Genomic DNA, 24,596 nt, shown 5'->3' on the forward strand with positions numbered 1-24,596 from the left:
TGTGCCAGGATTGTACGTTGGCTGTCTGGCTGTCGAGAATGAAAAGAATACGCGTCGTGGATGCCCTCCTGCGCAAGGGCATGCCGTCATTGCTGGCCGCCTGTCTTGCCTGGCTGCCGGCGCATGCGCAAACCCCTGAAGACCCGGTCGAATCGTTCGCCGTGCACGGCCAGTCCACCTACGTCTGGCAGCGCAAGGCCTCGATGCGTTCGCCCTACGAGGGGCCCAATTCGCTCGGAGGCGGCAGCGCCTCGAGCTATTCGTTCACGGCCACCGTGGACGTCGGCGCGCGGCTGTGGGAAGGCGCGGAAGTCCACCTGGGCGGCGAAGGCGCGCGCGGCGCCACGTTCTCCGACCTGCACGGGCTGGGCGGGCTGACCAACGGTGAATTGGCCAAGACGGCCGGTTCGGACATGACCTACTACCGCGCGAAGGCGTTCCTGCGCCAGACCTGGGGCCTGGGCGGAGGCCGCGAGGCCGTCGAATCCGACATGGACCAGCTCGGCGGTTTCACCGACAAGCGCCGCATCGTGCTGACGGCCGGCAATTTCTCGGTGCTCGACGTGTTCGACGGCGTGTCGGTTAGCCACGATCCGCGCACCCAGTTCATGAACTGGGCCTTTCTCACGCACGGAAGCTACGATTACGCGGCCGATGCGCGCGGCTATACCTGGGGCGTCGCGCTGGAGTACATAGACGATGGCTGGGCGGTGCGGGCGGGCCGGTTCATGCAGCCCAAGGAATCCAACGGCCTGCCGCTGGATACGCGGATCGGGCGCCATTACGGCGACCAGGTCGAGCTGGAAAAATCCTACACGGCCTGGGGCCGTCCCGGCACGCTGCGCGTGCTGGCCTTCCGCAACAAGGCCCGCATGGGTAGTTTCGACGATGCCGTGGCCCTGGCGGCCGCGCAGGGCGGCGCTCCCGACCTGGCGGCGGTTCGCCGCGAGCACGCCAAGGTCGGGCTGGGCGTGAGCGTGGAGCAGAAGCTGGGGGACGCCGTGACGGTGTTCGCGCGGGCCAGCGCCGCGGACGGCAAGACCGAGACCTACGCGTTCACGGAAATCGACCGCGGGGTGTCGGGCGGGATCGTCGTGGACGGCGCCGCGTGGGGACGCGCGGGCGATACGGCGGGCCTGGCGGTGGCGGTCAATGCGCTGAGCGCCGCGCACCGGCAGTACCTGGCCCGGGGGGGCCTGGGCGCGTTCCTGGGCGACGGCAGGCTCGACTATGGAACCGAGCGCATCGCCGAGACCTACTATAGCTGGCAGGCGGCGCGATTCCTCTGGGTAACGGCCGATGCCCAGTACATCCGCAATCCCGGCTACAACCGCGACCGCGGACCGGCCAAGGTGTTCTCGATGCGGGTGCACGCGGCGTTCTGAGCGGAGGTTTTCCATCCCCCCGCGAGCGGCCGCGCGGCCCGTTTACTCAGGCTGGATGTTCGCCTTTTCGATTACCGCCTTCCAGGCTTGAGCCTCTTGTTTGATGCGCGCGGCGAATTCGGCGGGGGTGCTGCCTATCGGCGTCACGCCTATGTCGGTGTATTGCTTGCGCACCGCGGGGTCCTGCAGCACGGCGTGCAGAGCCTTGGAGAATTTGTCGATGATCTGCGGATCGGTGCCGACCGGCGCGGCCAGGCCCCACCAGTTGCCGGTGACCAGCCCGGGCAGGCCTTGTTCGGCGGTGGTCGGGACCGACGGCAGGATGGCCAGCCTTTCCTTGTCGGCGACGGCGACGGCGCGCAGTTTGCCGCCGGCCACGTGGCCGGCCACCGAGCTGAGCGCGGTGACGTAGAGCTGGATCTCGCCGGCCATCAGCGCCTGCACGGCCGGCGGCGAACCGCGGTAGGGAACGTGCGTGAGCTGGACGTCGGCCAGCTGGCTGTACAGTTCGGCCGCCAGGTGCGGCGGCGTGCCGTTGCCGGGAGAGCCGAAGTTCAGCTTGCCGGGGTTTTTCTTCGCCTCGGCCGTGAGGTCGGCCAGCGTGCGGATCTCCGAGGCGCCGTTGACCACCAGCACCGAGGGGCCGTTGCTCAGCAGCGAGACGGGAACCAGGTCCGCGACCGGGTCGAAGCGCATGCCTTTGAACAAATACTGATTGGTGACGAAGTTGTTGGTGGCGCCGAGCAGGAAGGTGTAGCCGTCCGGCGCGGCGCGCACGACTTCGTCGGCGCCGATGTTGCCCGAAGCGCCGCTCTTGTTGTCGATCAGGATGCGTACGCCGAACTGCTTTTCCAGTTGCAGCTGCACGAAGCGCAGCGTGATGTCGCCGGTGTTGCCGGGCGCGTAGGGAACGACCACGCGTATCGGCCGCGCCGGCCAGGCGTCGGTGGCAGCGGCGGCCGGGGCGTGCAGGCAGGCGGCGGCCAGGCAGGCCGGCAGCGTGCTGCGCAAGAGCGGGACGAGTGTCATGGGGCAATCTCCGAGTGGGATGAAGAGGCGACGATGTGGCCATCGACCACCGTCATCAGGGCATGCAGGGTGGGGAGTTCGGCGTTGTCGCAAGTGAGAGGATCGGCATCGAGCACGGCCAGGTCGGCCAGCTTGCCGGGTTCGAGCGAGCCGCGCAGCGTTTCGTCGCCGGTCAGCCAGGCGCCGCCGCGCGTGGCGATGGCCAGCGCTTCCTGGCGGCTGATCGCCTGCGACGGCGCGACCGGATTGCCGTGGCGGCTCTGCCGCGCGACGGCATGCCAGATCGGGCCGAACAGGGACACCGGCAGGTTGTCGCTGCCGAAGGCGACCGGCACGCCGGCATCGAGCAGGCGGCGCAGCGGCACGATGTCGTCCTGTCCTTGCGGGCCGCGGCGCTGCGTCCAGAGATCGCCGTCCTTGTAGATGTGGCGGTTGGTGTGCGTGGTCAGCACCAGGCCCAGTTCGCGCACGCGCGCGATCGTGTCGGCATCCAGGACCGGCTGGTGCCCCAGCACCCAGCGCAGGCCGTCGATGGGATGGCGGCGATGGGCCGCTTCGAACAGCGGCAGCAGGTTGGGCCAGATCCCGGCCACGCGGATGCCCGCTGCCGCCGCTTCCGCCAGCAGCGGCGCCAGGATGTCTTCGGGCAGCGCCGCGCCGGCCTGGAAGCCGGCCCAGCCGGTGCAGGGATGGTTGGCCGCGCGCAAGGTATTGTTGAGCGGATCGGCGTCGATCTCGGCGTAGCAGCCCTGCACGCGCAGCAGTTCGTCGCCGCGCCCCTTGCCCGCCAGCCAGGCGCGCCACTCGCGCAGCAGTTCCAGGGCCTCGCCGCTGCCGCGCGGACCCCAGTAGGGACTCAGCACCAGCGTGGCGCGCACCGTCGCGGCCTGCTGCCGGCGCACCGTTTCATAGGCCTGGATGACCTCGTCGGCCACGCCGTGGCCTTCGAACACCGCGGTGGTGCCGTAGCGGTTGTACTCGGCCATGGCATGACGCAGGCCGGCGGCGCGCTGCTCGGCGGTGAAGCCGGGCGCGGCGCGCATCAGCGTGTGCTCGACGATGGGCACCAGCGTGCGTTCGATGAAGCGGCCGGTGGGGCGTCCGCCGGCATCGCGTTCGATGCGCACGTCGGGCGACGGCGATGCCGTGTCCGGCGTGATGCCGGCCCGGGCCAGCGCCAGGCTGTTGGCGACCGAGACCAGCGGCATGCGGTTGCGCCAGTAGCCCCAGATGGCGCGGATATAAACCGGGTGGCGCGGGCTGACGCGGTCCAGGTCGTCGCGGTCGGGGTAGAGGCCGCCGGCGAGCGGGTCTTCGGGCTCGGGGTATTCGGGCGGCTCGCCGATGGGTTGGGTCACGATCCAGGTGCCCGGCGGCGCCTTGGCGGCCTCGGCGGCGATCAGGTCGAGCACGTCGCCGCGCGTGCGCGCGCCGGCCAGGCTCGGCAGGTGCCGGCGCAGCCCTTCGCGGTCGAGGTGGGCGTGGCCGTCCGTCAGGCCCGGGACGACCGCCTTGCCGCCCAGGTCCACGCGCCTGGCGTGGGGCTCGGCGGCGGCGAGCACGTCCGCGTCGCTGCCGACCGCGGCGATGTGGCGGCCGCGGACGAGCAGAGCGCTCGCCACGCTGCCGCGGTCGTCGCAGGTGATGATCCTGCCCCGATGGAGAACGAGAGAGGGCGGCACGGCCGAAAAGCTCCTGGAGGTCAGCGGTCCGGCAAATCTAGCAGAGGGGAATGATTGTAAAAATTGAAATATTCATATAGATTCATATCGAATATCAATACATGGAAAGGGGCGGGCGCCGATGCCGATTTCCCTGCGCCAGCTCGAGGCCTTCGTGGCGGTATGCAATGAAGGCAATTTCAGCAAGGCGGCCCAGCGCATCCACATCTCGCAGTCCGGCCTGAGCATCCTGGTCCGCGAGCTGGAGCAGAGCCTGGACTGCCGCCTGTTTGACCGCAGCACCCGCCAGGTCAGCCTGACCGAGGCGGGACGGGAATTCCGCGGTCCTGCCGCCAGGCTGCTGGCGGATCTGTCCACCGCCGTCGGCAATGTGCGCGGTCTGGCCAGCCGCCAGCATGGCCACGTTACCGTGGCCGCGCCGCCCCTGCTCATGTCGCGCCTGGTCATCGGCATGGCGGCGCGGTTTCGCCAGGCCTATCCGCACATCGCGTTGACGCTGCGCGATATTCCCTCCGAAGCCATCCCCGCCGGCATCGCCGGCGCCGAGATCGACCTCGGCATCGGGGCGCTGCCCGAAGACCACGGCGAGTACCTGGTCGAACCCCTGCTCGAAGGGCCGTTGATGGCGCTGCTCCCGGCAGCCCATCCGCTCGCCCGGCGGCGCAGCCTGAAATGGGCGGATATCGCCGGCGTCCCGCTGGTCACGCTCACCCCCGAGAATACGTTCCGGCTGTCGCTGGACCGCAGTTTCGCGCGCCTGGGGTTGCAGCCCGACATCGCCGTCGAGGCGGCCCAGTTGGGCACGGTGATCAGCCTGGTGGAGGCAGGTTTCGGCGCCGCCGTCCTGCCGCCGTACGGCGCCCTGCTGCCGGGCGGCGGCAGCGCCGTGGCGCGGCGATTGGAAGAGCCCGAGGTGCGCTCGGAAATCGTCATGATCCGCGACCGTTTCCGCTCGCCGTCTGCCGCCGCCGAATCCTTCATCGAAGTCGCGCGGGCCATGTCGGCACAGCTTGCGGACCGTTTGCCCGAAGGCACGCCGCGCCGCCGCGCGTCTCCCCGCGGTTCGTTTGTCCGGCGCGCGGCGGCAGGGTAGGATTCGAGCAGGATCGATCCTTACCGGAGTACAGCATGTCAGCGTTCACTTCCCTTACCGAGCAGTTCGCCGTCGCGCCCCAACTGGCGCCCGAAGACATGGCGGCCGTGGCCGCCGCGGGTTTCAAGAGCGTGATCAACAACCGTCCCGATTTCGAGGGCGGACCGGCCCAGCCTTCCAGCGAGCAGATGCGCGCCGCGGCCGAGGCAGCCGGGCTGCGCTACGTCTACCAGCCCGTCGTGGGCGCCAACATCCAGCCCGCGGACGTGGCGGCCCTGGCTGCCCAGCTCGAGGAGCTGCCCCAGCCCGTTCTGGCGTTCTGCCGCAGCGGCGCGCGCTCCAGCAAACTGTTCATGCTCGCCCAGCAAAGCGCCAACTGATCGAGTGCCAACCGAGGCGGTCCTTTGATGGTCACGACGCCGGCGCATATGCGCGATAAGTGGAAGAAATGGCGCAGGCCGCTGCTGCGCGTTCTCGTCATCCTGCTGGCTTTATGGCTGCTGTTCCTGGCGCTTGCGGCATGGGGCATTCCGCGGCTGGTCCAGGCCTTCGTGCCGGCCCAGGTGGAGCAGGCGCTGGGCCGCCCGGCGCGCGTCGGAGAAGTGTCGTTCAACCCGTTCAGGCTGCGCCTGCGCGTCCATGATTTCGCCATCCTGGACCGGACCGGCGCCCAGGCCGATTTCTCCGCGGCGCTGCTCGAGGCCAACGCGTCGTCATCCTCGCTGTTCCGGCTCGCGCCCGTGATCGATGCGCTCACGGTCGAGGCGCCGCGCCTGGCGCTGGTCCGAGAGGGGCCGGAGCGCTTCAACATCAGCGACATCCTCGAGCGCCTGGCGGCGCGGCCGTCTTCCGACGACCCGATGCCGCGCTTTTCGCTGAACAATCTCAGGCTCGAGGGGGGCGAGATCACCCTCGACGACAAAGTTACCGGTCGCCAGCACGCCATACGCGACCTGCAGGTCGGCATTCCTTTTCTTTCCACGCTGGCGTACGCGACCGATATCGACGTGCAGCCCAGGCTGGCGGCGCAGATCAACGGCAGCCCCTTCAATCTCGACGGCACGGCGCGGCCCTTCGCGACGCCGCGCGCTTCGTCGCTGCACATCAGGCTCGACGACCTCGGCCTGGATGCGCTCGCCGACGCGGTGCCGGGCGCCTTGCCGGTCGCGCTCAAGCACGCGCGCGCCGATGTCGATGCCGAGCTGGTGTTCGAAGAAGGACAAGGCGGCGAACCCCCGAAGGTCAGGCTGGCCGGCGCGGCCGCGCTGCGCGAAGCCGACGTGCGCGCGCCCGGCGATGAAGCGCTGCTGGCCTTCCAGGCGCTGAGGCTGGAGCAGTTCGCGCTGGAGCCGCTGGCGCGGCGCTTCCAGGCCGAGCGCATCGTCCTGGCCGGCCCGCAGCTCCACGCCAGGCGGTCCGCCGATGGCCGCCTGAACCTGGCCGAAGTGGCCGCGGCTTTCGCGTCCGGCGGGCAGAGCGCCGCCCCGGCCGCGTCCGACGCCCGCCCCCCCAGGGAGGCGGCCGCGCCGGCTCCCGCCGCGGCCTGGCAGGTGGCGGTCGGCGCCATCGTTCTGGAGAACGGCGAGCTCGCGTGGCGCGATGAAGGCGCCAGGTTCGATTACACGGTGTCCGGGCTCACCGCCGAGTTGCGGGGGCTGCGCCTGCCCGCCGACAAGGACGCCGCGCCGGCGCTGACGCTGGCCGCCCGCACCGGCGAGGCGGGCACGCTGGACGTGAACGGCACGGTGGGCCTGCAGCCTTTGGCGGCCGACCTGGAGGTCAAATTGGCTGGCCTGGGGCTGCCGCCGCTGGCGCCCTTGTGGAACCAGCACCTGGCGTTGCGGGTGGACAGCGGCACGCTCGATGCCCAGGCTCGGCTGCGCATCGAACACGGCACGGATCTGTCGGTGAGCTGGCGCGAGGGCAGCGCGGCCGTGGGGGGCCTGAAGGCCGCGCCGCCGGCGGACCGGTTCTCCAGTCTCAAGCTCGACGCGCTGGAAGCGGCCGGCCTGGCGGGCGACCTCGGCGCACGGCGCGCCGGCGTGGAACGCGTGACGGTGAACGGCCTGTCCCTGGCGGCCCGCCGCAGCGCGTCGTCGCAGATCGGCTGGGCAGCCGTGACCCGCCCCAAGAGAGCGGGCACCGCACCCGCGCCGCGCCGCCAGGCGTCCCCGGCCGCGCCCGCTCAGGCGCCCTGGCAGTTCACCATCGGCAGCGTGATCGCCGACAAGACCGCGCTGCGCCTGGTGGACGAGGCCGTCGCGCCGCGCACCGACCTGCGGCTGGACGGGCTTCGCCTGGAAGCGCGCAACCTGAGTTCCGACCTGCGCAAGCCCATTGATTTCGCGTTGCGCTCGATGGTGCTGGGACGCGGCACCGCCGACCTGAAGGGCACCCTGGTGCCCGAGCCGCTGGCGGTCAAGGCGCAGGTGCGGGCCAACCGCGTGAACCTGGCGGCGCTCGCCCCTTATCTGGCCGACCGCCTCAACGCGACGGTCAACAGCCTGCTCGTCGGCGTGAACGGCCGGCTGGACTATGCCGCTGCCCGGGGCAGCCGTCCGCAGCGCGTGGCCTGGACCGGCGCGGTGGACGTCGGCAACCTCGACATGACCGACAAGATCAATGACGCCGATTTCCTCAAGTGGCGGCGACTGGGGTTCAAGCGGCTGAATGTGGCGAGCGCCGGCGATGCCTTGAAGCTGGACCTGGGCGACGTGGCGCTGGAGGATTTCTTCGCGCGCGTCATCCTGAGCGAGAAAGGCGAACTGAACCTGTCGCAGTTGGTCGTCCAGCCGGGCGAGCAGGGCGGCTCCATCACCGGAGAGCAGGCTGCGCCCGGGCGGGAAGCCGCCAAGAAGGGGGCGAGCGAAGCGCCGGCAGCGAGCGCCGCGCCGCGCGACATCCGCGTGGGCGCCGTCACGCTGTCCCGCGGCCGGATCAATTTCACCGACAACTTCGTCAAGCCCAACTACCGGGCCAACCTGACCGACGTCGGGGGCAGCATTTCGGCTGTGTCGTCCTCGGACACTCAGCCGGCCGACGTGCAGGTGTCGGCCAAGGTCGACGGCGATGCGCCGGTGGACATCACCGGCAAGGTCCACCCTTTCGGCCCGCGGCTCTACACCGACCTGCACGCCAGCGCGAAAGGCGTGGAGCTGCCCGCGCTCACGCCCTATGCCGCCAAATATGCCGGCTACGCGATCGAGCGCGGCAAGCTGTCGATGGACGTGCACTACCTGATCCAGGACGGCAAGCTGCAGGCCAGCAACAAGGTCTTCCTCGACCAGCTCACCTTCGGCGAGCGCGTGGACAGCCCCGATGCATTGAAGCTGCCGGTGTTGCTGGCGGTATCGCTGCTCAAGAACAGCCGCGGCGAGATCGACATCGAGCTGCCCATTTCCGGCTCGCTGGACGATCCGCAGTTCTCGATCGGCGGCATCATCGTGCGGGTGCTGGTCAACCTGATCACGCGCGCGGTGACCGCGCCCTTCTCGCTGCTCGCCTCGGCCTTCGGTTCGGGCGAGGAACTGTCGCACATCGATTTCGCGCCCGGCAGCGCGCGCCTGGACGATGGCGCGCGCAGGCGCCTGGACGTGCTGGTCAAGGCCATGAAGGACCGCCCGGGACTGCGCCTGGACGTGGCCGGGCGCGCCAATCCCGACGTAGATGCCGAGGGACTTCGCCAGGCCCGCGTGGAAGCCCTGATCCGCGCCCAGCAGCGCGAGGAGCTCGGCAAGGACGGCGCGGAAGACGACGCGCTGCCCGCGCTGGATGCGCCGCGCCGCAGCCGCTATCTCGAGCGCGCCTACAAGTCCGCCCGGATCGACAAGCCGCGCAACATGATCGGCATGGCCAAATCGCTGCCGCCTGCCGAGATGCAAGCGCTGCTGGCATCCAGCGTGCAGGTCGGCGAGGAACAACTGCGCCAGCTCGCCGTCCGCCGCGCCCAGGCCGTCATGGCGCGATTGCGCGAGGAAGGGCTGGGCGAGCGGGCCTTCGTCGTCGCTCCCCGCATCGAGGCCAAGCCCTCCCAGGACGCCAAGCAGACCGGCGTGGACTTCAGCTTGAAGTAATGCCGTTCCCTGAGGGGCTTGCATCGGCGCGTAGGGGAGGGCTCACTACCCTCCGCATGGTGGGGTCGTCGGCGTCGGGTTCGATCTGGAAGCCCAGGCGGGACATCAGCGTGAGCATGGGACGATTGGCGCCGAGCACGACGCCCTCGATGAATGCGAGTCCCTGCCGGGCGGCGGCGTCGACCAGGGCGCTCATCAGCTGCATGCCCAGGCCGCGGCGCTGCCAGGCGTCGGCGATCACCAGCGCGTATTCGGCGCTGCGGCCGTCGGCGTTCAGCAGGTAGCGCGCCACGCCTATGATGATCTCGCGCAGTTCGCCCGCATGGTCGGGGTCGGCTTCCCAGATCGTGGCGACCAGCGCCAGCTCGCGGTGGTAGTCGACCTGGGTGTAGCGCGCGAGCGTGCGCGGCGAGAGTTCGCGCATGAACGAGATGAAGCGCATGTAGCGCGTCTGGTCGGACAGGTTGCGCGTGAAGTCCTGCAGCGGCGCGGCGTCTTCGGGCCGGATCGGCCGGATGATGTAGGGGGAGCCGTCCTTGAACTGGAGGTGCCGGACCAGGCGTGCGGGGTAGGGGTGGATGGCCATGTGGCGGTAGCCGCCCAGGCCGGGGTCCGCATCGCCGGCCGTGGCGCGGGTGAGCGTGATGCGCGTGTCGGCCGCGACGACGCGGCCGCCGTCCACCATGATGGGGTTGATGTCCAGCGTCTCGATGTCGGGCAGCGCGCAGACGATTTCGGAGATCCGCACCAGCACGTCCTCCAGCATGTCCAGTGCCGGGTGCGGCACCTGCTCGGCCAGCGCGTAGCGCCAGATCGGAGTGCGCTCCATCATCTGCCGCGCCAGGAAGCCGTTGAGCGGCGGCAATTCCAGGCTCTGGTTGGCGGGGCTGTCGCTGCGCGAGCGTGCCGGACCGAAGCGTATGACGGGGCCGAACAGCGGATCGCGCGCCACGCCGGCCGAGAGCTTGACCGTCCCGGGCGGGCCCGCCATGGGCTCGATGGTGACGCCGGCGATGCGCGCCTGCGGCGCGGCGGCGCGGGCGTTGGCCAGCATGCGGTGATAGGCGGTGATCAGTTCGGCGGTGTCGCGTATGTCCAGGTGCACGCCGCGCACGGCGGACTTGCGCATCACGTCGGGCGAATCGATCTTGATGGCGACGGGGAAACCGGTCTGCTGGGCCGCGATGACGGCCTCGGCCGGCGAGCGCGCCAGGATGACCGGAACGACGGGAATGTGGAATGCCGCCAGCAGCGCCTTGCTCTCGGGTTCGGTCAGGATCAACCGGTCTTCCCGGCGCGCGCCGTCGATCAGGATGCGGGCGCCGGTCAGGTCCGGCTCCTGGCCGGGCGGCTCGGGCGGCGGAGTCTGCAGCAGCAATTGCTGGTTGTAGTGGTAGGTGGCGAGATTGCCGAATGCGTTCACGGCGGCTTCCGGCGTGCGGAAGGCCGGAGATCCCACGTCGTCCAGCACGCGCCGCAGCGGGCGCATCGCCGCATCGCCCATGAAGCAGGTGATCACCGGTTTGGGCGCGCCCGGCGCCGCGCGCGCCAGGGCCTGCGCGACCGCGTGCATGTCGGCTTCGGGATCGGGCGAGAACACCGCCACCAGGCCATCGACGCCCGGATCGGCCGCGATGGCGCGCACTGCCTGTTCGCAGGCCTGTGGGTCGGGAATGGAAAATTCGACGACGGGGTTGTCGATCCAGGCCTTGGCGCTCAGCGTCGCGGCCAGGGCGCTGCGGGTGGCCTCGGACAATTCGGCCCGCATGACGGGCTGCTGCGGGCCGAGCATGTCCAGCGCGAGCTGGGCCGGCCCGCTGCCGTTGGCCAGCACGGCGATGCGCCGGCCGCTGGGATGCTTGGCGAATCCCAGCGCCTTGACGGCCGAGAACAACTGCACGAAGTAGCGCACGCGCACGGCGCCGGCGCGCCGCAGCGCCGCATCGAACACCATGTCCGGAGGAAGCGGCGGCGGGCCCGAGGCGCCCGGCGGCAGGCCGTCTTCGGCGGGCGGATCGGCAGGGGCCAGCGGCCGCACGCTGGTGCGGCCGCGTCCGTCATGGCCGGTCTTGAGCACGACCACCGGTTTGACGCTGGCGGCGGCCCGGATCGCGCTCATGAATTCGCGCGCGTTGCGCACGTCTTCGAGGTAGAGCGCGATGCTGTCGGTGCGCGGATCGGCCACCAGGAAATCGAGCACGCGCGGCACGTCGAGCGCGGCTTCGGCGCCCAGGGAGACCACGGTCGAGAAGCCGGTGCGGTTGTCGTCGGCCCAGTCCATGACCACGGCCATGATCGAACGCGATTGCGACACCAGCGCGACGCGCCCCGGCCGCGCCAGCAGCGGATGGACGCTGGCGTTGAGCCCGACATGCGGACGCTGCAGCCCGAAGCTGTGCGGCCCCAGCAGCAGGCAGTCGTGGGCAGCCGCCCAGCCGCGGCAGAAGTCGTCGTCTTCCGGCGCCGGCTCATGGCTCAGGATGGCGGCGGCCCGCGGCCGCGCCGGCGCCAGCGTTTCCAGGGTCGCCCGCAGCGCCTCGCGCGGCACCGCGATCACCGCGAGATCGGGGCGTTGCGCGGCGGCGGCCAGGCCGTCGGGCAAGGCGCAGCGCATGTCCCGGTCCAGCCGGATCTCGGCCGTGCGCGCGCGCAGCGCGCCCGGCAGGGAATCCATCAAGGGCAGCGGCCGGCCGCTGACGACGATCAGCGATTGCGGGTCGAACAGGGGGGACAGGGCGTGGCGGGACATGACCCTCTTTTCCGATGCGGGAAGCCGGTGTCTATTTCAAGGGATATCGCAGCGTATCGCAATACAATAGCGTCACTCTCCGGGGCGCGCCGCGCGCCTTTCTTTTTTTCGAGTCTTTTACGCAATGTCTGCTGATTCCACGCCGTCTTCGGGCCGCAACCCGGCCGTCCGCACCCGTTTCGCGCCGTCGCCCACGGGCTTCCTGCACCTGGGCGGCGCGCGCACCGCGCTGTTCTCCTGGGCCTTCGCGCGCCACCATGGCGGCACGTTCGTGCTGCGGATCGAGGACACGGACGTCGAACGCTCCACGCCCGAAGCGGTGCAGGCCATCCTGGACGGCATGCAGTGGCTCGCGCTCGAGCACGACGAAGGCCCGTTCTACCAGATGCGGCGCATGGACCGCTATCGCGAAGTCCTGGCCGGCATGCTGGCCGCGGGCACGGCCTACCAGTGCTATTGCACTCCCGGCGAGATCGAGGCGATGCGCGAGCGCGCCCGCGCCGGGGGCCGCAAGCCGCGCTACGACGGCACCTGGCGGCCCGAGCCCGGCAAGACGCTGCCGCCCGTGCCGGAAGGCCGCAAGCCGGTGCTGCGTTTCCGCAACCCGCCGGACGGCGAGGTGAGCTGGAACGACCTGGTCAAGGGCCCGATCACCATCGCCAACGCCGAACTGGACGACCTGATCATCGCGCGTCCGGACGGCACGCCCACCTATAACTTCTGCGTGGTGGTGGACGACTGGGACATGGGCATCACCCACGTGATCCGCGGCGACGACCACGTCAACAACACGCCGCGCCAGATCAACATCCTGCAGGCGCTGGGCGCCACGCTGCCGGAGTACGGCCACGTGCCCATGATCCTGGGGCCGGACGGCGAAAAGCTGTCCAAGCGCCATGGCGCTGTCAGCGTCATGCAGTACGACGAGCAGGGCTACCTGCCCGAGGCCATGATCAACTACCTGGCCCGCCTGGGCTGGAGCCACGGCGACGACGAGATCTTCTCGCGCGCGCAGTTGGTGGAATGGTTCGACACGCGCAATCTGTCGAAGTCGGCGGCGCAGTGGGATCCGAAGAAGCTGAACTGGGTCAACGCGCACTACATCAAGCAGAGCGCCGCCGACGAACTCGCGGCGCGCGTGGCGCCGCGCATCGCCAGGCGCGGCGGTTCGGCCGAGGGCGTGGACCTGGCCGCCGTGATGGGGCTGCTCAAGGAGCGCGCTGAAACCCTCGAGCAACTGGCCGACGATGCCATGCTGTTCTGCGGCGCGTTCGACCCCGCCGCGATTCCCGCCGAACTGGCGGCCCAGCATCTGACCGACGCCGCGCGCGCGATGCTGCGCGACTTCGCCGGCCAGGCCGCGGACCTCGAATGGACGCGCGAGAACATCGCCGCGCTGATGAAAGCCACGCTCGCCAAATACGGCGTGAAGATGCCCGCGCTCGGCATCCCGCTGCGCGTGGCGGTGATCGGCCGCGCGCAGACGCCGGCCATCGACGCGGTGCTGGCGCTGATCGGACGCGAGAAAGTCCTCGCACGCTTGCACGCGATTTAAAAACCGTGCATAATCTTACTTCTTCGCAGGACGGGGGTATAGCTCAGCTGGGAGAGCGCTTGCATGGCATGCAAGAGGTCAGCGGTTCGATCCCGCTTACCTCCACCAGTTTTGGCGAAGAAGTGTTAGTAAAGCGCAGTAAGCAAGTTCCGGGTCCCCTTCGTCTAGAGGCCTAGGACATCACCCTTTCACGGTGAGTACAGGGGTTCGAATCCCCTAGGGGACGCCAGCCGATCGCGTGTCGGCGAGCTTGAGTGGTACACCGCTGCGGAGCGGTAGTTCAGTTGGTTAGAATACCGGCCTGTCACGCCGGGGGTCGCGGGTTCGAGTCCCGTCCGCTCCGCCAGAATTCATGAAAATCAAGCGCTTGCATAAGCGCTTTTTTTTCGTCCATGCTCCTCGCCAAGCCCTCCATTCCTGTTGTCACAGGCGCGCAACCGCAGGATGCGAAGATGCGCACGAGCAATGGAGGGAAGCGATGTCGACACCCGGCAGCCGCGGATGGGCGGCGATTCTCGGTGCTGTGCTGTTGGCCGCCGCCGCATGCGCATGGGCCGAGACATTCACGATCGCGGTGATACCGGACACGCAGAATTATTCCGACATCACCCTTGCGCAGCCGCGCGGCGCGCAGACCTTCGCCATGCAGATGCAGTATCTCGTGGACCAGCGCGAGGAAAAGCGCCTGGTGTTCGCCACCTTCGTCGGCGACATCGTGCAGCACGGCGACGGGCGGTTCCGCACGAAAGCGGACGGCCAGTTCGTCCATTGGGACAGCCGCGCCGAATGGGACCATGCCAATCGCGCCGTCGCTATCCTGAGCCGCTCGCCCATTCCCTTCGGCATGTCGCCCGGCAATCACGATTACGACAATTACAGCTGGTGGAACGGTCCGGGTGGCCCGGGTCCCGCGCGGCCATTGTCCGGCGGACGCGCATGGGATTTCTATTTCGGCCCGCAGTCGCGGCATTTCGCCGGCAAGCCGTGGTATGGCGGCTCATTCAATCAGGGGCTGAACAGTTATCAGCGCTTCACCGGCGGCGAACGGCGTTTTCTTCATCTGTCGCTGGAAATGCAGCCGCCTCCCGCCGCCCTGGCCTGGGCGCAGGCGGTGATCGATGACCACCCGGGCCTGCCCGTGATCGTCACGACGCACGAGTGGCTGAGTCCGGGGAAAACGGAGCGGTCCAACGGCTACCCAAGCTATTTCGCGGGCAGCAACCATTTGCCGCCGGATCAGGTCTGGGAGCGCTTCGTTCGCAGGAACCCGGCCATTTTCCTGATCCTGAGCGGCCACAACTGGACGCCCACGGTAAACGGGGTCTCGCAGGGCCAGAACCTGCGGGTCGATCGCAACGATGCCGGCTATCCGGTCTACCAGGTATTGCAGGACTACCAGGGCAACACGATAGGCCCGGACGGCAAGGCTGGGTCCGCCAACGGCGGCGCCGGATGGCTGCGCTTCATCGAATTCGACACCGACCGGCGCAAGCTCCGTTTCTATACCTATTCGCCCCTTCTGGAGCGCTATGCGGGCCGGAACGGGGAACAGACGTTCGGGGATCCCGCGCACTATTCGGACTTCGAACTCGACTTCCCGCCCCAACTGGAAAAATAAGGCCGTAACGCGCCAGCTTCGTTCCGCCCCCATCAGCGCGATGGAGGGCGCCTGGCCGCAAAGTATGCGGCCACCCCGATGGGCGCCGCCAACGCCATCCATGCGCCGACGCGCCACAGCCCCATGCCCAGAAGGGCTGCCAACAGGCCGAAGGCCGTCAACGCGGCCAGGATCAGCGGCACGCCCCAGACGAACCAGAAGCCGCCGGGCCGACTCTTGCGTGAAGCATCATTGCGCATGCGCGTTCCTCCGCCGCCGGGCCACCCATAGATAGACGCCGCTGCCCAGCACCACGATGGCTAGCAGGTCGAAGACGGCCCACAGCACCTTCAAGGGCAGGCCGCCATAGTCGCCGAAGTGCAGCGGCCGGGACACTTCCAGCGCCCACAGGTACCAGGGCGGATTGCCCACGTCGACCAGCGCGCCGTCCGAGGGATCGACCAGCACCGGGTGCAGCAGGTGCGCCGTCAGCGGCGAGTCGCCCTGGAGGTAGACGGCATAGTGCCGCGGCGTGGCGAACATGGAGCCGGGAAAGGCCACGAAGTTCACCCGGCTGTGCGGCAAGAAGGCCAGCGCGCCGTCGACCGCCCGTTGCAGCCCCTGCGGGCGGACGATGGGCTCGGCATCCGCAAACTCGATCTTGAGCCGCTGCGCCACGCTTTTCTGCCACGCGCCGAAAACCATCGAATCCAGTGTATTGATGGCGCCGGTCAGGCCGACGACGAGCATCCAGAGCAGGGCGGCGATGCCCAGCAGATTGTGCAGATCCAGCCAGGCCAGGCGGCGGCTCCGGCCCTGGCGCACGGTGCCGAAGGGCAGGCGGCGCATGAAGGGACCGTAGACCACCGCGCCGGACACGAGCGAGACGACGAACAGCACACCCATCGCCCCCAGGAAAAGCTGGGCCGCCTGGCCCATGAGCAGGTTGGTATGCAGCATCAGCAGCACGGACATGACGCCGCCATTGCGCCAGTCCTTTTCGCTCCAGGCTTCGCCGACGATGCGGCGCTGCGTGCCGTCCACCAGTACGAAAGGCTTTTGGCCCTGTTGCTGCGGGTCGCGGTTCAAGCCCACGCGGAAATGGCCTGGCTCGTCGAGCCAGGCCACGAATTGCACGGGGCGCTCGGGATACGCCTGGCGCACGAGAGCGATGACTTCGTCCATGTCGGCCGGCGCGGCGGCGGGCGCACGCGCGGCGGCGGCCGGGGCGTCCGGCTCCAGCCAGCCGTCGATCTCGTCATGGAAGACCAGGGGCAGCCCCGTCAGGCACAGCATCAGCAAGAACACCGTGCAGACGAGGCTGGACCACTCGTGTACGCCGCGCCAGCAGCGCAAGGCCCGGGACGACATCATGGGCGGCGCTCCTTACCAGCGATACGTCATCGTCGCGCGGGCCGTGCGTCCCGCGCCATAGAAGCACTTGGTCGCCGTGGCGCAAGCCGAGACATAGGTTTTGTCGGTCAGGTTGGCGACGTTGAACGCCACGATCAAGCCGCGCAGCGCGGGATTGGACTTGCCGAGGTCGTAGCGGATGGCCGCGTCCAGCAGCGTGTAGTCGGGGACCCGCGTGGTGTTGGCGGCATCCACCCAGCCGCGTCCCGTGTAGCGTATGCCGCCCGAGAGGCTCAGCCCCGCCAGCGCGCCTTCGCGCATCGTGTAATTGGCCCACAGGCCGGCGGATTGGTCGGGCACGTAGGTGGGGTGCAGGTCCTGTGCCGTGGTGCTGCGCGTGTTGACGGCGTCGGTGCGCGTATATGAGGCGATCAGGTCCAGGTTGCGGGTAAGGCTGGTGCGCATCTCCAGCTCCAGGCCGCGCGTGCGCACCTCGCCGGTCTGGATGCTGTAGGCGGTGTTGGCCGGATCGGTGGTCAGCACGTTGCGCTGGTTGATCTGGTAGAGCGCGGCGGTGACGAAGGTGTTGGAGCCGGGCGGCTGGTATTTCACGCCTGCCTCGTACTGCTCGCCCGTGGTCGGCTTGAAGAGGCGGCCTTGCGCATCCGCGTCGGCCACCGGCTGGAAGGAGCGCGAATAGCTCGCGTACGGCGCCACGCCGTTGTCGAACTGGTAGACGATGCCGCTGCGCCAGGTCAGGGCGCGGTCGGATTGATCCGTCTCGCTGCCGTTCATGCGGTTGGCGCGGTTATTGTGCGCCCAGTCCTGCCGTATGCTGGCCAGCCAGGTCCAGCGGCCCCATTTGACCTGGTCCTGCAGATACAGGCCGAGTTGATCCAGCGTCTGATCCGCCTGCGTGGAAAGGGCGGGCGCGGCGATGGCGGCGGCGTAGTCCGGGTTGCGGATGGACAGCGACGGCGCGCTGCCCATGCCTTGGGACTCGCTGTAGTTCAGGCGCTGGTAGTCCAGTCCGACCAGCAGCTTGTGCGCCAGTTCGCCCGTGCGAAAGCTGTACTGCGCGCGGTTGTCGGCGGTGATCGCATCGTAGTTCGCATTGTTGAAGATGGCCCGGCGCATGAGCAACGGGTTGGCGGCGTCCGTCGTGTCCAATCCGGAGGTGAAGACGCTTTTGTAATCCGTCGTGACGTGCATGTAGCGCAGGCTGGATTGCAGCGTCCACTGGTCGTTGACGCGCCGCTCGAACTGGTAGCCGACGGAGCTTTGCGTGCGCTGGAACTGGTCGTACAGCGGCGAGCCATCGAAGAAGTTGCGCGCGATGCGCGTGCCGTCCGGCAATGTCGTAACCGTGCCCGCCGCGGGCAGAAAGCCGAAGTAGCCCCCTTCGGGGTCGTGCTGGTAGCGCATCAGCAGCGTCAGGCGGGTATCGGCGTCGGGCTGCCACGTGATGCCGCCCGAGACCGCGACGCGTTCGTCTTTTTGGTGGTTGATCTGCGAATCGCCGCTGTGGCCCACCCCCGTGAGGCGGTACGACAGCGTGCCGTCCTGGTTCAGGCGTCCGCCCAGGTCGACGCCCAGTTGCTTCCAGCCCCGATTGCCCACCTGCGCCTGCACCTCGTGCAAGGCGTCCGTCGTGGGCATTTTGCTCACCAGATTGATCATGCCGCCGGGCGTGCCCTGGCCGAACAGCACCGACGAAGGGCCGCGCAGCACGTCGATGCGCTCCAGCTGGTACGGATCCACTTGAGGCACCGCGTAGTTGGCCCCCAGCAGCCGCATGCCGTCGAGGAAGGAATAGTCGTAGTTGATGCCGCCGCCCAGGCCGCGGTAAAGAATGGTGTCGTAGCGGGTGCCGCCCGCGCCGCGGTATTCGGAAAGCAGCCCAGGCGTATAGCGCAGCGCCTCGCGCACGCTGTTGGCGGCCTGGTCGTCGATCTGGTCGCGCGTGACCACGCTGACGGACTGGGGCACTTCGATCAGCGGGGTGTCCGTTTTCGTGCCGATGCTGCTGCGCGTGGCGACGTAGCCTTCGCCGTTCGCCTCCCTTCTGCCCGTCACCGTCACCACGGGCAGGGAAGTGCTGGCCTCGGCGGACGCGGGCATGGAAACCTGCTGTTCCGCCCTGGGCGCGATCCTGCGCAGTGTGTAGCCGCCTTCCGGCGTACCCGTTACTTCGAGGCCGGTGCCGGCCAGCAACGCGTCGAACCCGCTCTTGACGGAATACTCGCCCTTGAGGCCCTGGCTCTGCAGTCCGTCGGCCAGGCCCGAGGGGAAGGAAAGGACGACTCCGGCGCGCGAGGCGAATAGCGACAGCGCCCGGCCCAGCGGACCCGCGGGAATATCGGCCTGCACCGCCTGGGCGGCGGGCGCCGCCAGCAGCGATACGGCTGCGGCGATGGGGGCCAGGGAATGGAATTTCATGCAACGCTCCTCGATGGTGTCTTACCCTCATAGCCAATCGAAAAGCGAAAAGTGACAGGTCCCCCCCCTACGCGCTGACGCGCGCCCCCCAGGGGGCGGCACTGGCGGACCGGCGGAGCCGGATCCGCTGTGCCCGTCGTAAAACATCCGCTTACCTGGAGGGGCGCGTCAGCGCGTGGGGACTCACGCAACTGCTATCCGTACCCACAGCGGCGTCATTTCCACGATCCGTACCGGCAGGGCGCGCGACACGGCGGCCAGCGCCCGGTCGGTGTCCTGCAGCGGAAAGGTTCCGGACAGCCGCAGCCCCGCCACGGCGGGGTCGCAGGTCAACCGGCCCCGGCGGTAGCGCCCCAGCTCGGCCACGAAGTCGGCCAACGGCATGCCGTCGGCCAGCAGCATGCCGTGCATCCAGGTGTCGGCGTTCTCCGGGTTGGGCGTGGTGTCGCCCAAGCCCTGGGCGCTTATCAGTACCGTGGCGCCTGCCGGTACCCGGCGCACGGGTTGCGGGTTTTCGATTTGCACGGCGCCTTCGTGGACCATGAGGCGCACCCATTCCTCCTGCTGGCGCACCGAAAAGCGCGTGCCCACGGGCACCAGGTCGGCAAACCGGGTCGCGACCACGAAGCGGCGCGCCAGCCGGTCCGCGGCCGTGGCGATATGCAACTCGCCCCGCACCAATTCCACGCGGCGCACGTGGGCGCTGTAAGTCACGTTCACCGCCGTAGCCGTGTTCAGCATCAGGCGCGTGCCGTCGGCCAGGATGATCTCGCGCCGTTCGCCGACGGCGGTCTGATAGTCTGCCGTCCATGCGCGCCAAGGCACGTGCCGATAGCCCAGCCAGCCGGCCCCCACGGCGACGCCGGCTACCGCCAGGGTTTGCAGGAACTGCCGCCGCGGAGCGCCGCGGCCCAGCGCGGTAAGGGCTGCGGAAGGCTCGAGCATGCCGAAGCGGCGCGCCACCTGCTCCACGCGCTGCCACGCGTGCTCGTGCTGGGGGTGGGCGTCGCGCCATTGCCGCCAGGCGCCGCGGTCGGCCTCGGTGCATGCTTCGGAGCTGAGCAGGGCGAACCACTCGCCCGCCGCCTGGGCGATGGCGGGGTCGAGCGGATCGGCGGCGGGGCTGCGTCGTGTGTTCATGCCAGCATCAGGCAGTTCTGCATGGCCCGCGCCAGGTATTGGCGCACGGAACTGACGGAAACGCCCAGCCGTCCGGCCACTTCGGCATGCGCAAGTCCTTCCAGTTGCACCAGCAGAAAGGCTCGCCGCACCTTGGGCGGCAGGCCGTCGAGCATGGCGTCGATCTCCAGCAATGCCTCCAGCGCCAGCGCGCGCACTTCCGGCGAGGGCGCGTGTCCCTGGCACGCCAACGCGTCGAGATAGGCGGCCTCCAGATCGCGCCGGCGCAGCAGGTTCACCATCAACCCGTGCGCAATGGTGCCCAGAAAGGCGCGCGGGTTACGCAGTTCCTGCGCGGTTTCCTGCGCGTGCTCGCGCGTGAGCACGCGCACGAATGTGTCCTGCGCGAGATCCGCCGCATCGCTGGCGTTGCCCAGCCGCTTGCGCAGCCAGTTCCGCAACCAGCCATGGTGGTCCAGATACAGAGCATGCACCTCGGAATGCATGGCGCGCGGTGTGGTGGGCATGGAACGAGTTCCTGATGGAATATGCAGATGCAAACAAGACCTATTATTGTTTCTGCACACGAATTCTACCTCCAGCGCCTCCATTCGCGCCCTCCGAGGGGCGTTTTGTGTCTGGGAGGCGACGCTGCAGAAAAAATAAGGCTATAATGCGCGTCCCGTTGCAGTTCGGCGGGGAACTCGGGGAACCGAGTGTGTTGGGGGTATAGCTCAGCTGGGAGAGCGCTTGCATGGCATGCAAGAGGTCAGCGGTTCGATCCCGCTTACCTCCACCAGTTTTGGCGAAGAAGTGGTAGTAGAGCGTAGTAGGCAAGTTCCGGGTCCCCTTCGTCTAGAGGCCTAGGACATCACCCTTTCACGGTGAGTACAGGGGTTCGAATCCCCTAGGGGACGCCAGTCGATCGAGTGTCGGCGAGCTTGAGTGGTACACCGCTGCGGAGCGGTAGTTCAGTTGGTTAGAATACCGGCCTGTCACGCCGGGGGTCGCGGGTTCGAGTCCCGTCCGCTCCGCCAGAATTCATGAAAATCAAGCGCTTGCATAAGCGCTTTTTTTTCGTCCATGCCCAGCGTAGCCATATTGGCTGGGCGGGGAATGCCTATTGGCAATAGCGGCGCCGCCATGTCATTCATGAACACCCTAGCATCTGAAGGCTCGCGCCGCCCTTCGTAGCTCGGCCGCCACGGCATTGACCAGATCTCCCTGTGCAATGCCTTACCTGGCATAGAGATTGAACACGACGGACGGCAGGCGGTCGGCCAACGGAAGTTCGACCAGAATGCCCGCCTGCTCCAAGGCTTCGACCAAGGTGTGCCCATCGTAGGGGTTGCCCGGCATCGAGCGCGCGCCCACCACGAAGCCTTCCTTCAATGTCGTGATCGACACCTTCACGCCACACTCGTAGGGCACCCGGACCTTGCCCTTGCTCAGGCACTCGACCTCGGGCGCGTGCAGTAGTAATCTGGATGTATTACATCCAGATTATGATCTTCGCTGACAGGTGTTGCGATGAAAATGAGCGAAGGCGTCGAATGGGCGCTGCACTGCTGTCTTACGCTGGCATGGCTTGGCGATGACGCGCCCGTCCCAACGACCACTCTTGCGGCGGCCTTCGACCTTCCGCAGCACTATCTCAACAAGTTCTTGCAGGCCCTTGCACGCGCCGGGATCGTGATATCGAGCGCTGGTGCGAAGGGAGGGTTTCGTCTTGCAAAGCGACCAGACAAGATAACGCTGCTTGAGGTTGTGACCGCGATTGAGGGGCCAGAAGGCTCCTTCCGCTGCACGGAAATACGGCGTCGGGGAGCCGGAGCAACCGCTAAAGCTCAAGAATTCATCGCGCCTTGCGGGATAGCAGTTGCAATGGCTCGCGCGGATGCGGCATGGCGGCGTGAACTCGCCTCTCAGACAATTGCCGATCTCGCCAAGGTGGCCCCGCCTACGGGTGAGGAACGGATGCGCTGCTGGTTTGCTACCCGCGTGCGCTGACATTCCCCTGACGGGCCGGCTGATGAAACAGTATTGTGAACTTAATCTAGATGAAAAATATCCAAATTAAGGGAAAGGCAAACGCTGAAGACACCGACTCCATATCGGAGTCGGTCTATGGCCTAAGCTCTGTAACCGTGTTGGCGCTTGGCACGTTCGTCGTCGGCACCGACGCATTCATCGTGTCGGCCTTTCTCCCCTCGATGGCGGAAGACCTTGCGGTTACCCCGGCTATGGCTGGTTATTCAGTCACAGCCTTTGCCCTCGCTTACGCAGTCCTTGGCCCAATCATTTCCACTCTCACCTCGACACTCAAACGGCGTCAACTCCTCGTTTCAGCATTGGTCTTTCTCGGCCTTGCGAATATCGCATCGGCGCTGGCTCCCTCTTTCGGCGTCCTGATGGCAACAAGGGTGGCAGCCGCCGCTGCCGCTGCTGCCTACACACCAAATGCCGGCGCTGCCGCTGCCGTGATGGTGCGACCGGAAATCCGTGCTCGCGCCCTTGCGGTCGTCATTGGTGGCCTGACCGCGGCGACGGCGCTCGGCATACCGCTGGGGTACGTTGTTAGTGCGTCATTGAACTGGCGGGCCGCGCTTATGCTTGTCGGTGTTTTGTCTATCGTGGCTGCGATCAATGTGTTGGCCGTCATGTCAAAACTGCCCGGTAGTGCGCGGCTGACATTGGGGCAACGTCTTGCCGTGCTTCGCAATCGTGACGTGCAAGTCATCTTGCCGCTAACCGTCATGGGCATGGCTGCTTGTTACGTACCCTATGCTTTCACCATTCCCGTACTCGATGCGCTGATTGGGTCGTCGAAATCAATCACCGCAATGCTTACCCTCTATGGTTCCGGAGCTATAGCGGGGAACTACCTGTCTGGCTGGGCTACAGATCGAACGGGGCCGATCCCAGTGCTATTTTCCGCCTACGCGCTGATGTTCGGCACCTTGGGAGCAATGGCACTTGCAAGCGGCGGCTTCCATTCTCCCCACATATTTGCCGCTACGCTCATGATATGTTGGGGTGCAAGCAGTTGGGCGCAGACACCAGCTCAGCAACACCGGTTGATTTCCAGCGCTCCAGAAGAAGCATCCCTTGTAGCCGCGCTAAATTCGTCGGCCATATACCTTGGTATTTCTATCGGCACGGCAATCGGAAGTCATGCGATACAGGTAAGCGTTACCCAAACGCTTTGGTATGGGTGCGCGCTCGCAGGCGTCGCGCTGTTCTATGTGCTGACAACGACATCCATACATAGATCGGCAAGCAGGGACGGCTGAACTGATGTGGCGGCGTCCCGGCGCGTGATGAGGGTCTTGAGGAAGCCTTGTTGTTCTTGACGGGCATTCATCGCTCAATTACAAAGGCATATGCCTTACCATTTGTCTCCGCTCGACCTCGCCTTTCACGCTCTCAGTGATCCAACCCGCCGCGCTGTGGTGTCGCGGTTGGCAGAGGGCGAGTTACCGGTCATCACCTTGGCCGAACCCTTCGACATGGCGCTGCCTTCCTTTGCCCAGCATCTGAAGGTGCTGGAAGATTGCGGGCTGATCGCCAGCGAGAAGCGCGGGCGAAGCCGCTGGTGCTGGCTGGTGCCGGCACGGTTCGATGAGGCAGCGGACTGGATGGAAGCGGAGCGCAGACGCTGGGCCGAACGGTTGGATCGGCTGGAGGTCTACTTGGATACCAAGGAAAAGGAATGTTGAAGGGGATGACAAATCTGTTTGAGACCTGGTCGCTTGATCGTGAGATCGTGTTGGTGAGGCTGTTTAATCATCCACGCGACAAGGTCTTTGCCGCGTGGACCAATCCCGAGGCACTTGCCGAATGGTACGGCCCGTCCGGCCTCAGCATAAAGACCCATGAAGCCGATATCCGCGAGGGTGGGGTCTGGCGGTTCGATATGGTTGGCATGTTCGAGGGTCGTGAGCAGCACTTCCCCAATCTCATGCGCTTTCTGGAGATTGTGCCGAACGAGCGGATCATTATGGACTATGGTACGCCCGACCCCGACGATCCTGACCGCTTCCGCATGATGGTAACCTTCGATGAACAGTCCAACGGTAAGACGGTGCTGACCATGCGCCAGCTCCACCCCAGTCGCGACCGGCGACAGGCCGTCATCGGCTTTGGCGCGGTGGAATACGGGTTGCAGACGCTGGACGGCCTTACCGCATGGCTGGATGGCAGAGCTTTTGCCTGAGGCAGTGCTTTGGCGAAGGTGGCGGACAAGAGGAGCTTTTAGTTTTCATTTACCTTGGCAGGTAGGTTGTGCCGGATTTTCAGGAGTCATTTTGGAGGGCGATGGCGTAGACGTAGTTCTCTGTTTCGTCGGCTTCGGCCCGCCAGAATTCCGAAGCCCTGCAATCTCTTGATTGCAGGGCTTTTTGTATGGTGGCCCGCATGCCGGAAGTTGTCCCCAGACAGTGTGAACAACCCTGGGGAAAGCTTGGGGGCAAGAACGCCAAGTCCTTGTGCCATGCGGGTTTGGCGGAGGTGGCGCAAAACT

The 24,596-nt window shown here is 67.3% G+C and carries 18 protein-coding genes, 6 tRNA genes and 1 pseudogene; 16 read left to right on the plus strand and 9 right to left on the minus strand.

The window, feature by feature from the left end; all coding sequences use genetic code 11:
- Window positions 1-38: 38 nt before the first annotated feature.
- On the plus strand, window positions 39-1,385 hold the full coding sequence (locus PIGHUM_RS02860; protein WP_124077756.1) for a carbohydrate porin: 1,347 nt from the start codon (window positions 39-41) through the stop codon (window positions 1,383-1,385).
- 42 nt (window positions 1,386-1,427) lie between these two features.
- On the opposite strand, the gene PIGHUM_RS02865 is transcribed toward PIGHUM_RS02860, so the two are convergent.
- Window positions 1,428-2,414, minus strand: a complete 987-nt coding sequence (locus tag PIGHUM_RS02865; protein ID WP_124077757.1) for a Bug family tripartite tricarboxylate transporter substrate binding protein — start codon at window positions 2,412-2,414, stop codon at window positions 1,428-1,430.
- Window positions 2,411-4,096: an amidohydrolase gene (locus PIGHUM_RS02870; RefSeq protein WP_160142126.1), complete on the minus strand. Its 1,686-nt coding sequence runs from the start codon at window positions 4,094-4,096 to the stop codon at window positions 2,411-2,413. The genes PIGHUM_RS02865 and PIGHUM_RS02870 overlap by 4 nt, the downstream gene beginning before the upstream one ends.
- A 121-nt stretch (window positions 4,097-4,217) precedes the next feature.
- Here PIGHUM_RS02870 and PIGHUM_RS02875 point away from each other — a divergent pair, with 121 nt between their 5' ends.
- Genes PIGHUM_RS02875 through PIGHUM_RS02885 form a run of 3 tightly spaced genes read left to right on the plus strand, consistent with a single transcriptional unit; the run spans window position 4,218 to window position 9,262 of the window.
- On the plus strand, window positions 4,218-5,189 hold the full coding sequence (locus PIGHUM_RS02875) for a LysR family transcriptional regulator (protein ID WP_124077759.1): 972 nt from the start codon (window positions 4,218-4,220) through the stop codon (window positions 5,187-5,189).
- 35 nt (window positions 5,190-5,224) lie between these two features.
- Window positions 5,225-5,569: a protein tyrosine phosphatase family protein gene (locus PIGHUM_RS02880; protein ID WP_124077760.1), complete on the plus strand. Its 345-nt coding sequence runs from the start codon at window positions 5,225-5,227 to the stop codon at window positions 5,567-5,569.
- Between the two features lie 27 nt (window positions 5,570-5,596).
- Window positions 5,597-9,262 (plus strand): DUF748 domain-containing protein, encoded by a 3,666-nt coding sequence (locus PIGHUM_RS02885; protein WP_124077761.1) that lies wholly within the window; start codon window positions 5,597-5,599, stop codon window positions 9,260-9,262.
- Here PIGHUM_RS02885 and PIGHUM_RS02890 read toward each other — a convergent pair.
- On the minus strand, window positions 9,249-12,011 hold the full coding sequence (locus PIGHUM_RS02890; RefSeq protein ID WP_246012883.1) for a bifunctional acetate--CoA ligase family protein/GNAT family N-acetyltransferase: 2,763 nt from the start codon (window positions 12,009-12,011) through the stop codon (window positions 9,249-9,251). The two genes, PIGHUM_RS02885 and PIGHUM_RS02890, sit on opposite strands and share 14 nt — an antisense overlap.
- Window positions 12,012-12,135: 124 nt before the next feature.
- On the opposite strand from PIGHUM_RS02890, the gene gltX reads away from it, so the two are divergent.
- From gltX to PIGHUM_RS02915, 5 genes are all read left to right on the plus strand, one after another.
- Window positions 12,136-13,566 (plus strand): glutamate--tRNA ligase, encoded by a 1,431-nt coding sequence (gene gltX / locus PIGHUM_RS02895; protein ID WP_124077762.1) that lies wholly within the window; start codon window positions 12,136-12,138, stop codon window positions 13,564-13,566.
- Window positions 13,567-13,598: 32 nt separating this feature from the next.
- A tRNA-Ala gene (locus tag PIGHUM_RS02900) sits at window positions 13,599-13,674 on the plus strand.
- 45 nt (window positions 13,675-13,719) lie between these two features.
- Window positions 13,720-13,795, plus strand: a tRNA-Glu gene (locus tag PIGHUM_RS02905).
- A gap of 40 nt (window positions 13,796-13,835) precedes the next feature.
- Window positions 13,836-13,912: transfer RNA gene (locus PIGHUM_RS02910), tRNA-Asp, on the plus strand.
- A 132-nt stretch (window positions 13,913-14,044) separates the two neighbouring features.
- A complete protein-coding gene (locus PIGHUM_RS02915) occupies window positions 14,045-15,184 on the plus strand; it encodes a metallophosphoesterase (RefSeq protein WP_124077763.1) in 1,140 nt (379 codons plus the stop codon).
- A 32-nt stretch (window positions 15,185-15,216) separates the two neighbouring features.
- Here the strand turns inward: PIGHUM_RS02915 and PIGHUM_RS02920 are convergent, their stop codons facing one another.
- The 5 genes from PIGHUM_RS02920 to PIGHUM_RS02940 form a co-directional block, all read right to left on the minus strand.
- The gene (locus tag PIGHUM_RS02920) at window positions 15,217-15,423 is read right to left on the minus strand and encodes a hypothetical protein (RefSeq protein ID WP_124077764.1); all 207 of its coding nucleotides are present in this window, start codon (window positions 15,421-15,423) and stop codon (window positions 15,217-15,219) included.
- Window positions 15,413-16,537: a PepSY-associated TM helix domain-containing protein gene (locus PIGHUM_RS02925; protein ID WP_124077765.1), complete on the minus strand. Its 1,125-nt coding sequence runs from the start codon at window positions 16,535-16,537 to the stop codon at window positions 15,413-15,415. Before PIGHUM_RS02925 ends, PIGHUM_RS02920 begins: the two co-directional genes overlap by 11 nt.
- A 12-nt stretch (window positions 16,538-16,549) precedes the next feature.
- Window positions 16,550-18,955 (minus strand): TonB-dependent siderophore receptor, encoded by a 2,406-nt coding sequence (locus tag PIGHUM_RS02930; protein WP_124077766.1) that lies wholly within the window; start codon window positions 18,953-18,955, stop codon window positions 16,550-16,552.
- A gap of 183 nt (window positions 18,956-19,138) precedes the next feature.
- A complete protein-coding gene (locus tag PIGHUM_RS02935) occupies window positions 19,139-20,095 on the minus strand; it encodes a FecR domain-containing protein (protein ID WP_124077767.1) in 957 nt (318 codons plus the stop codon).
- Entirely contained in the window at window positions 20,092-20,601 is a 510-nt protein-coding gene (locus PIGHUM_RS02940; RefSeq protein WP_124077768.1) for a sigma-70 family RNA polymerase sigma factor, read from the minus strand. The genes PIGHUM_RS02935 and PIGHUM_RS02940 overlap by 4 nt, the downstream gene beginning before the upstream one ends.
- Before the next feature lie 196 nt (window positions 20,602-20,797).
- On the opposite strand from PIGHUM_RS02940, the gene PIGHUM_RS02945 reads away from it, so the two are divergent.
- The 3 genes from PIGHUM_RS02945 to PIGHUM_RS02955 all read left to right on the plus strand — a co-directional run bounded on the left by PIGHUM_RS02945 (window position 20,798) and on the right by PIGHUM_RS02955 (window position 21,111).
- Window positions 20,798-20,873 (plus strand) — tRNA-Ala (locus PIGHUM_RS02945).
- Between the two features lie 45 nt (window positions 20,874-20,918).
- Window positions 20,919-20,994: transfer RNA gene (locus tag PIGHUM_RS02950), tRNA-Glu, on the plus strand.
- A 40-nt stretch (window positions 20,995-21,034) separates the two neighbouring features.
- A tRNA-Asp gene (locus PIGHUM_RS02955) sits at window positions 21,035-21,111 on the plus strand.
- Between the two features lie 253 nt (window positions 21,112-21,364).
- Here PIGHUM_RS02955 and PIGHUM_RS02960 read toward each other — a convergent pair.
- Window positions 21,365-21,550: pseudogene (locus tag PIGHUM_RS02960) on the minus strand (IS5/IS1182 family transposase); the annotation flags it as partial.
- Window positions 21,551-21,604: 54 nt separating this feature from the next.
- On the opposite strand from PIGHUM_RS02960, the gene PIGHUM_RS02965 reads away from it, so the two are divergent.
- From PIGHUM_RS02965 to PIGHUM_RS02980, 4 genes are all read left to right on the plus strand, one after another.
- A complete protein-coding gene (locus tag PIGHUM_RS02965; protein ID WP_124077769.1) occupies window positions 21,605-22,084 on the plus strand; it encodes an RrF2 family transcriptional regulator in 480 nt (159 codons plus the stop codon).
- A gap of 50 nt (window positions 22,085-22,134) precedes the next feature.
- On the plus strand, window positions 22,135-23,367 hold the full coding sequence (locus PIGHUM_RS02970) for an MFS transporter (protein WP_124077770.1): 1,233 nt from the start codon (window positions 22,135-22,137) through the stop codon (window positions 23,365-23,367).
- A 90-nt stretch (window positions 23,368-23,457) separates the two neighbouring features.
- Window positions 23,458-23,793: an ArsR/SmtB family transcription factor gene (locus PIGHUM_RS02975; RefSeq protein WP_124077771.1), complete on the plus strand. Its 336-nt coding sequence runs from the start codon at window positions 23,458-23,460 to the stop codon at window positions 23,791-23,793.
- A complete protein-coding gene (locus PIGHUM_RS02980) occupies window positions 23,787-24,290 on the plus strand; it encodes an SRPBCC family protein (protein ID WP_222929203.1) in 504 nt (167 codons plus the stop codon). Before PIGHUM_RS02975 ends, PIGHUM_RS02980 begins: the two co-directional genes overlap by 7 nt.
- Window positions 24,291-24,596 lie beyond the last annotated feature (306 nt).

It is taken from the genome of Pigmentiphaga humi (assembly GCF_900606115.1).
GTDB lineage: Bacteria > Pseudomonadota > Gammaproteobacteria > Burkholderiales > Burkholderiaceae_B > Pigmentiphaga > Pigmentiphaga humi.